Annotated in this window: 12 protein-coding genes; 8 read left to right on the top strand and 4 right to left on the bottom strand. The window is 36.2% G+C overall.

Annotation, left to right across the window (positions count from 1 at the left end; genetic code table 11):
* Nucleotides 1-77 precede the first annotated feature (77 nt).
* Both SFC47_RS22445 and SFC47_RS22440 read left to right on the top strand, forming a co-directional pair.
* The gene (locus SFC47_RS22445) at nt 78-782 is read left to right on the top strand and encodes a Crp/Fnr family transcriptional regulator (protein WP_411256781.1); all 705 of its coding nucleotides are present in this window, start codon (nt 78-80) and stop codon (nt 780-782) included.
* A gap of 92 nt (nt 783-874) precedes the next feature.
* Nucleotides 875-1,471, top strand: a complete 597-nt coding sequence (locus SFC47_RS22440) for an SCO family protein (RefSeq protein WP_411256780.1) — start codon at nt 875-877, stop codon at nt 1,469-1,471.
* A 55-nt stretch (nt 1,472-1,526) separates the two neighbouring features.
* Here the strand turns inward: SFC47_RS22440 and SFC47_RS22435 are convergent, their stop codons facing one another.
* Entirely contained in the window at nt 1,527-1,661 is a 135-nt protein-coding gene (locus tag SFC47_RS22435) for a hypothetical protein (protein ID WP_256989117.1), read from the bottom strand.
* 215 nt (nt 1,662-1,876) lie between these two features.
* On the opposite strand from SFC47_RS22435, the gene SFC47_RS22430 reads away from it, so the two are divergent.
* A complete protein-coding gene (locus tag SFC47_RS22430) occupies nt 1,877-3,499 on the top strand; it encodes an ABC-F family ATP-binding cassette domain-containing protein (RefSeq protein ID WP_411256778.1) in 1,623 nt (540 codons plus the stop codon).
* Between the two features lie 33 nt (nt 3,500-3,532).
* On the opposite strand, the gene SFC47_RS22425 is transcribed toward SFC47_RS22430, so the two are convergent.
* A complete protein-coding gene (locus tag SFC47_RS22425) occupies nt 3,533-3,664 on the bottom strand; it encodes a YuzL family protein (RefSeq protein ID WP_289343770.1) in 132 nt (43 codons plus the stop codon).
* A 98-nt stretch (nt 3,665-3,762) separates the two neighbouring features.
* Between SFC47_RS22425 and SFC47_RS22420 the strand changes: the two genes are divergently transcribed.
* The 3 genes from SFC47_RS22420 (at nt 3,763) to modB (ending at nt 5,600) form a co-directional block, all read left to right on the top strand.
* Nucleotides 3,763-4,005, top strand: a complete 243-nt coding sequence (locus SFC47_RS22420) for a YkuS family protein (protein ID WP_411256777.1) — start codon at nt 3,763-3,765, stop codon at nt 4,003-4,005.
* 144 nt (nt 4,006-4,149) lie between these two features.
* The gene (modA, locus tag SFC47_RS22415) at nt 4,150-4,929 is read left to right on the top strand and encodes a molybdate ABC transporter substrate-binding protein (protein ID WP_411256776.1); all 780 of its coding nucleotides are present in this window, start codon (nt 4,150-4,152) and stop codon (nt 4,927-4,929) included.
* 5 nt (nt 4,930-4,934) lie between these two features.
* Complete coding sequence (gene modB, locus SFC47_RS22410) at nt 4,935-5,600, top strand: molybdate ABC transporter permease subunit (protein WP_411256774.1); 666 nt, start codon at nt 4,935-4,937, stop codon at nt 5,598-5,600.
* Nucleotides 5,601-5,628: 28 nt separating this feature from the next.
* Here the strand turns inward: modB and SFC47_RS22405 are convergent, their stop codons facing one another.
* Nucleotides 5,629-6,777 (bottom strand): D-alanyl-D-alanine carboxypeptidase family protein, encoded by a 1,149-nt coding sequence (locus SFC47_RS22405; protein WP_411256772.1) that lies wholly within the window; start codon nt 6,775-6,777, stop codon nt 5,629-5,631.
* Between the two features lie 157 nt (nt 6,778-6,934).
* Nucleotides 6,935-9,013, bottom strand: coding sequence for a phosphatidylglycerol lysyltransferase domain-containing protein (locus SFC47_RS22400; protein WP_411256770.1), 2,079 nt, complete (start codon nt 9,011-9,013; stop codon nt 6,935-6,937).
* A 189-nt stretch (nt 9,014-9,202) separates the two neighbouring features.
* Here SFC47_RS22400 and SFC47_RS22395 point away from each other — a divergent pair, with 189 nt between their 5' ends.
* Complete coding sequence (locus SFC47_RS22395) at nt 9,203-9,655, top strand: cupredoxin domain-containing protein (protein WP_411256768.1); 453 nt, start codon at nt 9,203-9,205, stop codon at nt 9,653-9,655.
* Nucleotides 9,656-9,986: 331 nt separating this feature from the next.
* A complete protein-coding gene (gene pflB / locus SFC47_RS22390) occupies nt 9,987-12,212 on the top strand; it encodes a formate C-acetyltransferase (RefSeq protein WP_411256767.1) in 2,226 nt (741 codons plus the stop codon).
* Nucleotides 12,213-12,273 lie beyond the last annotated feature (61 nt).

Raw genomic sequence — 12,273 nt, 5'->3', positions numbered from 1 at the left:
TTGACCTTATTTCGACTATTTCTTTGCTTGATTAACACTTATTATTAAAGTAGGTCAAATTATTATAGGTGGGATATATGACTACTGATACCCAAACAGAGAGTCCACTAACCAATGAATTAACTGCACTCTTACAGTCTGCAGGAAGAATCATCGAAATAAAAAAAGGATCTTTCCTTTTTCAAGAAGGACAGCCTGCTTCAGAAATGTTCCTTATACTATCTGGAAGAATCCAAATATCGAAAATGAACGCAGAAGGTGAAGAATTGTATTTACGCCTATGCTCCAGGCAGACAATCGTGGGGGAGCTTACTCTTTTTACCGAGGACCCAAGATATATTTTCAATGCAAGAGTAATAGAAGATGGCCAAGTGGCCGGTATTCAATTAGAAATGCTAGAGAAAGCGTTATTTCAAAATAGTAATTTAGGCTATCAGTTTATTAAATGGATGAATGATCATATCAGGAGAACCATGACTAAATTTCGAGATTTAGTCTTATATGGAAAAAAGGGTGCACTATATTCTACTTTAATTCGGTTATCCAATAGCTACGGCTTACAAAAAGCGGACGGGATTCATATTACTGTTCCTATTTCTACTCAGGATCTAGCTCATTTTTGTGGAACTGCTAGAGAAATTATCAGCCGAATCCTAACGGACTTGAAAAAAAAACATATTATCACAATCGACCATAAGAAAATCATTATTCATAATCTGGATTATTTAAAGTTAGAAAATGACTGCGAGAACTGTCCAGTTTCCCATTGTACGATTGATTAAAACTTGTAACCCAATACTTTCGGTTTTGTTCACGAAATATCCACATCTTTTTGCGAAAAACTTCTTTATCTTTATGTCAGGGGGAAGAAAAAATGAAAAAAATCTATCTAATATGTAGTTTGGCAGTGTTCCTATTGATTACAGCTGGGATCTCTTATTTTCTTATTCGGGATGCAAGTTCCAAAGTACCAGCTAACATTACCCTAGTTAACCAAAATGGGGATTCCTATCAATTTGGTGATGAGAAGAAATTGAAACTTGTCGAATTTATTTATACTAATTGTCCAGATATTTGCCCCACTACTACGCAAAAGATGGTTCAATTACAAGGTGATTTAGAAAAAAGCAACGTTTTCGGTAAAGAAATTGAATTTATTACGATTACGATAGACCCTTACCGTGACACACCTGAAGTCTTACAGAAATATATGAATGCCTTTGATATTCAAAATTCAGATGATTGGATTTTCTTGACTGGTGATCAGAAAAATATCAAAGATGACCAAAGAAAGATTAGGGAAGTAGCAGAATCACTTCAATTCCAATACAAAGACCCTGGTAACGGACAATATGTTCATACCTCGTTTACCTATTTAATCGATGAGAACAATAAATTCATTTCTAAATTCCCAATGGGAGAAGGATTTGATATGAAAGAAGTCTACGAGAAGATCATGGATGAAATATAATAATTGCATAAAAAAAGCGGTTAGTCCCTTGGATTAATCGCTTTTTAATACCTATTTAATTCACGGATGAAGGAAATTTTTTTATTTGCTGCAGAGATAATAGGTAGTTAGACTTTGGTTTTGTTAAACTTGCTTTTATTCCGGCCTGTTTTAACTTGTTAACGAGTTCAGTAAGTTGCTTTTTCGACATACTTCTCACCTACTTTATTCCTTCAGTACTTCATTACAATAATTCTACAACAAAAATATGAATAAAGTGTGAAAACGGCGAAAAAAAATTAGAAAAATTTTCTGCATTATGTTTTATTTTCTACTATTAAATCCTCTCATTCAACAAAGAATTCGCTCTTACTTTAATTTAATGGTATAATTAGTAGATATTTTGCTGTTGGAGGATAAATATAAATGATAACTGTAAGTAACGTTAGTTTAAGATATGGTGACCGTAAATTATTTGAAGATGTCAACATTAAATTTACGCCTGGAAATTGCTATGGTCTAATTGGTGCAAATGGCGCTGGAAAGTCAACATTTCTAAAAATCCTATCCGGTGAAATCGAATCTCAAACCGGAACAGTTCAACTTGGTCCAAACGAACGGATGGCTGTTTTAAAACAGAACCACTTTGAATATGAGGAACAGGAAGTTTTAAAGACTGTCATTATGGGTCACGCTAGACTTTATCAAGTAATGCAGGAAAAAGATGCTATTTATATGAAGGAAAACTTCACGGATGAAGATGGCATGAAAGCTGCTGAGCTGGAAGGTGAATTTGCAGAACTTAACGGCTGGGAAGCAGAGCCAGAAGCATCGATTCTTTTAAAAGGTCTCGGTATTGGTGAGGACCTGCATTACAAAAAAATGGCAGAACTAACAGGTTCAGAAAAAGTAAAGGTTCTTCTTGCACAGGCTCTTTTTGGCAGACCTGATGTGTTACTTTTGGACGAGCCGACGAACCATTTAGATATTAAGGCGATTCAATGGTTAGAAGAGTTCTTAATAAACTTTGAAAATACAGTGATTGTCGTATCCCACGATCGACATTTCTTAAATAAAGTTTGTACTCATATTGCAGATTTAGACTTTGGGAAAATCCAAATTTATGTAGGCAACTATGATTTTTGGTATGAATCAAGTCAATTAGCTACAAGAATGGCTTCAGATGCAAACAAAAAGAAAGAAGAGAAAATTAAGGAGCTTCAAGCGTTTATTGCTCGATTTAGTGCGAATGCCTCTAAGTCAAAGCAGGCTACTTCCCGTAAGAAGTTATTAGATAAAATTACGCTCGACGACATTCGTCCATCCTCTCGCCGATATCCATTTGTAGGATTTACACCTGAACGTGAAATCGGCAATGATTTACTGAGAGTTGAAGGTTTATCGAAAACTATTGATGGGGTTAAGGTCCTGGATAATATCAGCTTTTTCATGAATAAGGGTGATAAAATCGCGCTAGTCGGAACAAACGAAGTAGCGAAAACTACCCTTTTCAAAATACTTATGGGTGAAATGGAAGCTGACAGCGGCACTTATAAATGGGGTATAACCACTTCCCAAGCTTATTTCCCTAAGGATAACTCCGAGTATTTTGAAAACAGCGAATTAAATCTTGTTGATTGGCTTCGTCAGTTCTCTCCTAAAGATGAAAGTGAAAGCTTTTTAAGGGGATTCTTAGGAAGAATGCTGTTTTCTGGTGAAGAAGTACTTAAGAAAGCAAGTGTTCTATCAGGAGGAGAAAAGGTTCGTTGTATGCTGTCAAAGATGATGCTAAACGGGGCGAACGTTTTACTTCTTGATGAGCCGACAAACCATCTTGATTTGGAATCGATTACGGCATTAAACAATGGTTTAATAAACTTTAAAGGGTCTCTACTCTTTTCTTCACATGACCATCAGTTTATTCAGACCATCGCAAATCGAATTTTCGAAATAACTCCAAATGGTTTGGTTGATAAGCAAATGACGTACGATGAGTATCTAGAAAACAGTGAAATTCAAAAGCAAGTTGCAGAAATGTACAATAATTAATTAAAGCGGGCCGCTAAGTGCCCGCTTTCTTTATTAGTCTCTTTTTTGTTTCCTGCGCGAAGATGAAGCTTCTCTTGTACCGGTTTCTGTTGTTGTTGTTCCCTGGCCTTCAACTTGCGGTGAAGCCAGACCAATAGTGGAAGGATCCTTTTTACGCTTTCCCATTGTAACACCTCCTTTTTTAGTTTTTGAAGATTATCGAGACTTATACAGAATAATTCACAGGAATTTAGGCATGATAATTTACTAAGGAGGTGTTTTGTATGGCAAGAATTGGCGTAGAAGAATCACTAACAGATGTTCTTGAAGCTTTAAGGGAAAAAGGACATGATGTCGTGCAGCTTAGACAAGAATCAGATGCACAAAATTGCGATTGCTGTGTTGTTACAGGGTTGGATTCTAATGTAATGGGTATGCAGGATACCTTTACAAAAGGCTCTGTCATTGAAGCTAACGGAATGACCGCAGATGAAGTGTGCCAGCAGGTAGAAAGCAGACTCCAGTAAAATGGTCAGTCTACATAAAATGTGAATTATTACTTAAACTGCCACCGAGGCAGTTTTTTTTAATGCTAACTACTTTAACCAAGAATATTCTTTCGTTATAATGATAGAAAACACTTTGATAGTTTTTCGGAGATGACAACATATATGAAGAAGTTATTTCTTGTCGGTCTTACCTTTGTCTTAATCTGCCTGCCGGCATGTTCACCTAAGGAATTATCCCAAACCAAACCAGTAGAATTGACTATTTCTGCTGCTGCCAGTCTTAATGAATCCTTAATAGAAATAAAGGAGACCTTCGAAAAAGAAAACAAAAAGATAAAAATTTTGTATAACACCGGCGGCTCAGGAGCATTGAAACAACAAATTCTTCAAGGTGCACCCGTTGATCTCTTCCTATCTGCATCACATGACCATTTTAATGAATTAATTCAAGCAGGTTTAATCGATGAACAAAAACAGATTGAACTCTTAGGTAACCAGCTTGTGTTAATTACTAATAAAGAGAATCCTGCTCCACTAAATGGATTTTCAGATTTGACAAATAACAAAATTAAAAAAATTGCTATTGGTATTCCAGAATCTGTTCCAGCGGGTAAATACGCAAAACAGACACTCCAGAATGCTGGGATTTGGGAGCAAATACAACCTCAAGTAATACAGACAAAGGATGTCCGCCAAGTACTCACTTATGTAGAAACAGGGAACGTTGATGCAGGTATCGTTTATATGACAGATGTAAAAGTATCTGATAAAGTAAATGTTACAGCCGTTGCAGATGCTAAATCTCACGATAGTATTATTTATCCCGCAGGCATAATAAAATCCACACTCAATAAAAAAGAAGCTGAAATCTTCCTCGACTACTTACAAAGTAATACCGCAAAAGAAACTTTTGAAAAATTTGGCTTTATAGTATTGGATTGATAATTATGTTCACATATGAATTTTGGCACCCCCTTAGATTCTCACTAGAAGTTGCATTCATTTCCGTTATTATTGTTAGTTTTTTTGGCATTCTCATTGCGAGACTATTGTATAACAAGAAATTCAAAGGTAAAATGCTGCTTGAAACATTTCTAATGCTGCCTATCGTTTTACCTCCAACAGTCATAGGTTTTTTACTGATTTACTTCTTTGGCAGAAACAGCCCAATCGGTGCTTTTATCGAGGAGTTTTTCCATCATTCCATCATGTTTACACCTTGGGCTGCGATAATCGCTTCTACCACTGTTGCTTTTCCACTTATGTATCAATCAGTAAAACTCGGATTTCAATCAATCGATAAGGATATAGAAGATGCCGCAAAAGTGGATGGCGGAAGCAGAAGAAAAGTGTTTTTATTGGTATCCCTGCCGTTGACACTTCCTGCTATAATCTCTGGGCTGATTATGAGTTTTGCACGTGCTCTGGGTGAATTCGGAGCAACGTTAATGTTTGCAGGGAATATCCCTGGAAAAACACAAACAGCTCCGACAGCGATCTATGTTGCGATGGAGTCCGGAAACATGAAGTTAGCATGGTCTTTCGTTCTGTCACTGGTTCTTATTTCTTTTCTTATGCTTCTGCTTTCGAATATCATGCAAAAAAGGCCATGAAGAGTACATCTCTCCATGGCTTTTTACTTTATTGGCGTCTCACCCATTTTTTTCTTACCCCAAGGAAAACTCCTATAAAGGCTAAGATAATCATTCCATAAATAATATTGATACTGCTCTCTTCGCTGGCTTGCAGCTTTTCCTCTTTCACCTTTACTTTAACCTGTTTAGGTTTTTTCTCTTCAAGTTGAATAGATTGAATGACTTCTCCTTCATTTACAACCTCAAGAACACCTGGTTCCGTCAGCCTTTCTTTTGAGCCATTAATATGCTCTGTAATCACAATATCACTTTTTGCGTAATATTCTTTTTCTTTCATTTTAAATAACTCATCTTGGTTAATAACACGATGGCGAAAATTACTTAAACCATATTCTATCAGTCTTTTAGTATCTTGATACGTATCCTTGCTTTTATCCCCTTTTAAAACGATAGCAGTCAGCTTAATATTTCCATTTTCTGCAGTTGTTGCTAATGTATGTTTTGATTCATCTACAAAGCCAGTTTTTCCACCTGTAATCCCTTCAACAGGTATCTCCCCTTTTAGAAGACGATGGTGGGTCAATATTGTTGTTTCCCAAGATTCTCCATTCCACGGAAGCTCTTTTGTTCCAAATATCTCGTTGAAGATTGGGTTGCTTTTTGCATAATTTGTTATTAAGGCTAAGTCTTTTGCGGTTGTATAATGATTTTCATCAAATAATCCATTTGGATTAGTAAAATTTGTATTGCTTACACCGATTTTCTCTGATAAATACTTATTTAAATGATCAGCAAACTGTTCAACACTGCCATCTAAATGCTCAGCAATTGCCACAGCTGCGTCATTACCTGAGTTAATTAACATTCCTTGAATAAGCTTTTTCAAAGGTACCTGCTCACCTTCTACTAAAAAAACCCTTGTTCCCTCTTCCTGTACCGCTCTAGGACTTATTGTAACAACATCATCAATGTTACCATTTTCCAATGCATAAATGGCTGTTGAAATCTTCGTCAAACTTGCAGGGTATAATCTTTCATCACTATTTTTGTGATATAAAATGGCACCTGTTTCTGAATCTACTAGCACTGCGGCTTCACTTTTTATATCAAAATGCTGGTTTTCTGCAGCATAGCTAGTTGTTTGATTCGATAAGATAAGAAATAATAGCATAAAAAACGATCCAAGCTTTGACAATTTGCAACCATCCTTACTTTTTATTTACCCATCTGATTTTATCAAAATATCAATGAATGTAAATATTTATTGTCCATTGTTATTCAAAAGAAAGGTTATTCATTTGATTTTGAAATAATCGTAATAAAAATGGCTCAGCCAAAGCCAAGCCATTATCCTACCTTTTGTTCTTAGAAAATAATAATGTTATTTGTGTCATTGTTAATGGTAACGAGAACGTTGACTTTCTTCTATACCCCAAGTATTTGGGCATCCATTTGTTTGGGTATTCTTCTTTAGTTTCTCTTGTTCCATGAAATTGGTTTCGCTCGTTTCCATGGAGGTAAATTTGCGCTGCAATTTTTTCACTAACAAATGCATATTTAGAGACTCTCCCACCCAATTTAAAGAAGGTAAACCCGTTATCATGGAGAAATGGAAGCATATCATCACTTACTTGATAGAAGACAGGTGTGTACCCGTAGGTGTCAGATTGTTCTTGAAATTCCTCTATTGCATTGGATAAATCCTCTCGTTCGCCTATTGGATCCCCAAGAATCACTAATTTATCTGCATACTGTTGAAAAGGAATTAAAACATTTCTCTTCTTGTTCCAATAAATATATTTATCACCCAGCAATAAAAAATGAGGCACACTTTTTTCATGATAAGTCTTCAAATGTACTAGTATCTCTTCTTTTTGACACAAAGAATCTTCAAATTTCCAATTTTTCGGCTTGCTAATTACATACCCTGCATAAAGGATAAGTGATGCAATGAAAAGCCCAATTATGGCGCTCTCGAATAAATCCGTTGAATCTTCAATGACATAAGGTAATAATTTTGATGGTATAGATATTTTTGAGGTTGGCAGATTGGAATAGCCGATGACCAAATACATGGATATGATCACCGTAATAATCAAAATATCAACGGTGGTTTTTCCCCACGTAAGAACATAGCTTTCCCGATAAAATTGTCCTTTTGACATTCTTAGCAATAATGCAACACTTATCAGGAAAATAGCTTCCTCATAATCAATTCCTTTAAAGATAGAAAATACAGCTGCAAAAATTAACACAAGCATGGTTAAATGATAGGTTCTTTTCACGCTGTATTCGATTCCTCGAGATAACCCTAAGAGCAGGAAGCCAGCAGCCACAGAAAGCTGATGAGAAATATTAATGATAGGAAAAGACAGAATTTCTTGAGCAATTCTCAGTCTATCCATTATACCTGGTACACTTGCAGATAACAGCAATATTAAGCCTGAAAGAAAAACGAGTATGGTAACGATAATGTGACTAATATTTTGCAAAATTGCAGCAGGAATATTATTCCATGACATGTTCCATTTTTCCCAGTAACGTTTAATAAAGAGAGCTGTACTGACTAAGAATGGGACAAAATAATATCCAATCCTGTAGAATAAAAGGATAACTAGAACTTTTTCTTCCGCAACATGTAAATACTGCATTCCCCAAATAAAGACGATATCAAAGGAACCTAGACCGCCTGGAATCATACTAATAATACCTGCACAAGCCGCCACGACATAAACTGGAAATAACTGATTAAAAGTAACAGGAATATCCATAATCCATGTTAAGAAACAAATACCGCCAAAAATAGAAACCCATTCTAATAGTGAAATTAAAAAAAGCTTCACCCCTGCCGACAAGGTGATTAATGACTGCTTGTCTCTTTTACTTTTAACAATATGAATCCCGAAAAATACTGGCAGGTATAATGATATCCCTAAAACAGCAAAAAATAGCCATGACGTATCCAAAAAAATGGGATGACCGCTAAATTTAAAAGCTACAATAATAGAAAGAAATGACATGCCTGTCATATAAAAAAAAGAAACCGCCGCAATTCCGCCCACTAATCTGCGCTTATCCCTTTCAAACGTATGGTAGAAATAGGTTCTTAACATTGCCCCTATTAAACCGCCGAACCCAAAAAGGTTAGAGTAAGTATTCACAATTAAAGCTTGTTCAAGGACTTCTTTTCTCTTTGTCCTTATTCCTAGTATTTCTATTAAGGCTACATCGTAGAGGAGCATGGGCAGCACTGCAGCAAACATCACAATAAGAATTAAAATTAAAGTACCCGGCCGCAATTGTGCAATTTCTGTTTGAAGTAATTCCAAATCTAAATTTCCAATAAACTTATTCAATTCAAGTAGAGCAAAAACTAATAATAGTAAGGGAAAGAGGAATTTCACAACTGTAAGTATTTTTCTTTTTTTCATAGTGTTTGCTTACCACCTGTACTTTCATTCCTGCCTTAAACTATAAACCTTTCAATTGGAAAATCAAAGAAATTAGCACTTCTCTAATGTATATGTACATGCTTTAGAAAAAAATTATAAAAAAGAGACAAGTTTTCCTCCCTTATCTGCATAAACATGAAATAGGACAAATTATTGAGGGGGTTCATAATGAAATTCTTAGTATTAAAGAAAGATACACTTGTTTTTATTTTAGTAACAGCGTTTTTACTTGTAACAATTTCAGCGTGGTTTTTGTTAAAAGCAGGTGATACAGCAGTCTTCAATCAAACTGCTGCTGGAGAGGTCAGAGAAATCCATATGGTTACAGTAGAATATAACAGTAAGACAAAAGATGGAAAGGAAATAGAAGTTTATCGTTGGGACCCAGGGACAATCAATGTCGAAACTGGTGAGAAGGTAAACTTATATATTAGTGGAATTAATGGTGAGGAGCACCCGTTCTATATTGAAGGTACAGACATTAAAGGTACCGTCAAAAAAGGAGAAGAAACAATGGTTCCACTTCAGATTGATAAAAAAGGTACGTATCGGTTGATTTGTGAAGTTCACGGAGACCGAGATCATAATGGTCCAATGATTGCTGATATAATTGTCGATTAAAAGCGGGAGATTTCTATCTCCTGCTTTTTTAATTGTTCCTGGCATCTGTTTCAGTGAGTTTACACTATAAACATGTTGATATTGTTGATTTTTTCTTATATAACAGTTTTGTTTTTCCGAAAAATAATTATAGTACAGATAACCAAATCAGCATCTCCCCATTACAACTGTCAGCTGCCTCAAACCTTAATAAATCAATAAAAAAATAAGGTTCACAATATGTTAACAATATGCGTGACTTCATTCACAAAAAATCTGTTACACTTTAGTTAAGAAATAACAGCAACACTGTTATATTAAACTTCTTATAAACTTACGAGGTGAATTAATAATGGAACAATGGAAAGGTTTTACTAAAGGCGTATGGACTAAAGAAGTAAACGTTCGTGATTTCATTTTAAAAAACTATAATCAATATGAAGGTGATGACAGCTTTTTAGCTGGTGCCACAGATGCAACAAATAAGCTTTGGGAACAAGTTATGGAATTAACAAAGCAGGAACGTGAAAAAGGCGGAGTTCTTGATATGGATACTGAAACGGTATCCACTATTACTTCCCATACTCCTGGATACCTAAATGAAGAGTTAGAAAAAGTTGTTGGTGTTCAAACTGACAAACCTTTTAATCGTTCTATGCAGCCTTTCGGTGGAATTCGGATGGCAAAAGCAGCATTAGAATCTTATGGGTACGAACTGAACCCGGAAATCGAAAGATTCTTTACAGAGTTCCGTAAAACTCACAACCAAGGTGTATTCGATGCTTATACAGATGAAATGATGTTAGCTCGTAAAGCAGCAATCATTACAGGACTTCCTGACGCTTACGGCCGCGGACGCATTATCGGTGACTACCGACGTGTAGCACTATATGGAGCAGATTTCTTAATCGCGGAAAAACAAAAGGATCAAAAAAATACGAGCAAGGTAATGACAGAAGACAATATGCGCCTTCGCGAAGAGCTCGCAGAGCAAATTCGCGCCTTAAAAGAACTAAAAGAAATGGCCTCAAGTCACGGTTTTGATATTTCGCTGCCAGCAACAACTGCACAAGAAGCCTTCCAATGGTTATATTTTGGCTATTTAGCTGCTATTAAAGAGCAAAACGGTGCTGCCATGAGTCTAGGACGCGTATCTACTTTCCTTGATATTTATATTGAAAGAGACCTGCAAAATGGGACTTTAACTGAAGTTGAAGCACAGGAAATCGTTGACCACTTTGTGATGAAGCTTCGTCTAGTTAAATTTAGTCGTACACCTGATTATAATGAATTATTTAGCGGCGACCCAACATGGGTAACCGAGTCAATTGGCGGTATGGCATCTGACGGTCGTTCACTTGTGACAAAGAACTCTTTCCGTTTCCTGCACACACTAGATAACTTAGGGCCAGCTCCAGAACCAAACTTAACAGTACTATGGTCACCTCAGCTGCCTGAAAACTTTAAAATGTATTGTGCTAAAATGTCAATTAAAACAAGCTCTATCCAGTATGAAAACGATGATATCATGCGTCCAGAGTATGGTGATGATTACGGAATTGCCTGCTGTGTATCCGCAATGGAAATTGGTAAACAAATGCAGTTCTTCGGTGCTCGTGCAAACCTTGCAAAAGCCCTTCTCTACTCCATTAATGGCGGTGTAGATGAAAAATTAAAAATTCAAGTTGGTCCACAGTATCAGCCAATTACTAGTGACGTATTGAATTACGATGAAGTTATGCAAAAGTTTGATCAAATGATGGAATGGCTGGCAGATCTATATATCAACACCTTGAATGTTATACACTATATGCATGATAAATATAGCTATGAAAGAATTGAAATGGCTCTTCATGACTCTCAAATCTTACGTACCATGGCAACAGGTATCGCCGGATTGAGTGTTGTAGCTGACTCATTGAGTGCCATTAAATATGCTGAAGTGAAAGTTATCCGTGATGAAAAAGGCTTGGCAGTCGACTTCGAAACAACTGGCGATTATCCTAAATACGGAAACAACGACGACCGTGTAGATAGTATTGCAGTTGAAATTGTAGAAGCATTTATGAAGAAATTACGTAAGCACAAAACCTACCGTAATTCCGTTCACACTATGTCTATCTTGACGATTACATCGAACGTTGTTTATGGTAAGAAGACTGGTAACACACCTGATGGACGTCGTACTGGTGAACCATTCGCACCTGGAGCAAATCCAATGCATGGCCGTGACACAAAAGGTACACTTGCTTCCCTGTCATCTGTAGCTAAATTACCATACAGCTCAGCAATGGATGGAATTTCTAATACTTTCTCCATCGTTCCTAAAGCATTAGGTAAAGAAGAAGAAAGTCAAGTCCGTAATTTAGTGTCAATCTTAGACGGATATGCTATTAAATCTGGACACCATCTGAATGTTAACGTATTTAATAAAGAAACCTTAATGGATGCAATGGAACATCCAGAATTATATCCACAATTAACCATTCGTGTATCTGGTTATGCGGTTAACTTCATTAAATTAACAAAGGAACAGCAGCTAGACGTGATCAACCGTACTTTCCACGAATCATTGTAAAACAATACTGTGGAGCTCCTGACTTAGGAGCTCCTGCTTTAAAAAATAAAGGGGGATCATC

It is taken from the genome of Neobacillus niacini (assembly GCF_046591715.1).
GTDB classification, from domain to species: Bacteria; Bacillota; Bacilli; order Bacillales; family Cytobacillaceae; genus Neobacillus; species Neobacillus niacini_L.
This window is presented reverse-complemented; position numbering and strand designations above follow the sequence as displayed.

Bases quoted from the DNA above. Each gene is read 5' to 3' on its own strand.
- SFC47_RS22395 (WP_411256768.1), top strand. From the start codon at position 9,203: ATGAAATTCTTAGTATTAAAGAAAGATACACTTGTTTTTATTTTAGTA.
- SFC47_RS22420 (WP_411256777.1), top strand. From the start codon at position 3,763: ATGGCAAGAATTGGCGTAGAAGAATCACTAACAGATGTTCTTGAAGCT.
- modB (WP_411256774.1), top strand. From the start codon at position 4,935: ATGTTCACATATGAATTTTGGCACCCCCTTAGATTCTCACTAGAAGTT.
- SFC47_RS22400 (WP_411256770.1), bottom strand. From the start codon at position 9,013: ATGAAAAAAAGAAAAATACTTACAGTTGTGAAATTCCTCTTTCCCTTA.
- SFC47_RS22440 (WP_411256780.1), top strand. From the start codon at position 875: ATGAAAAAAATCTATCTAATATGTAGTTTGGCAGTGTTCCTATTGATT.
- SFC47_RS22425 (WP_289343770.1), bottom strand. From the start codon at position 3,664: ATGGGAAAGCGTAAAAAGGATCCTTCCACTATTGGTCTGGCTTCACCG.
- SFC47_RS22430 (WP_411256778.1), top strand. From the start codon at position 1,877: ATGATAACTGTAAGTAACGTTAGTTTAAGATATGGTGACCGTAAATTA.
- modA (WP_411256776.1), top strand. From the start codon at position 4,150: ATGAAGAAGTTATTTCTTGTCGGTCTTACCTTTGTCTTAATCTGCCTG.
- SFC47_RS22445 (WP_411256781.1), top strand. From the start codon at position 78: ATGACTACTGATACCCAAACAGAGAGTCCACTAACCAATGAATTAACT.
- SFC47_RS22435 (WP_256989117.1), bottom strand. From the start codon at position 1,661: ATGTCGAAAAAGCAACTTACTGAACTCGTTAACAAGTTAAAACAGGCC.
- pflB (WP_411256767.1), top strand. From the start codon at position 9,987: ATGGAACAATGGAAAGGTTTTACTAAAGGCGTATGGACTAAAGAAGTA.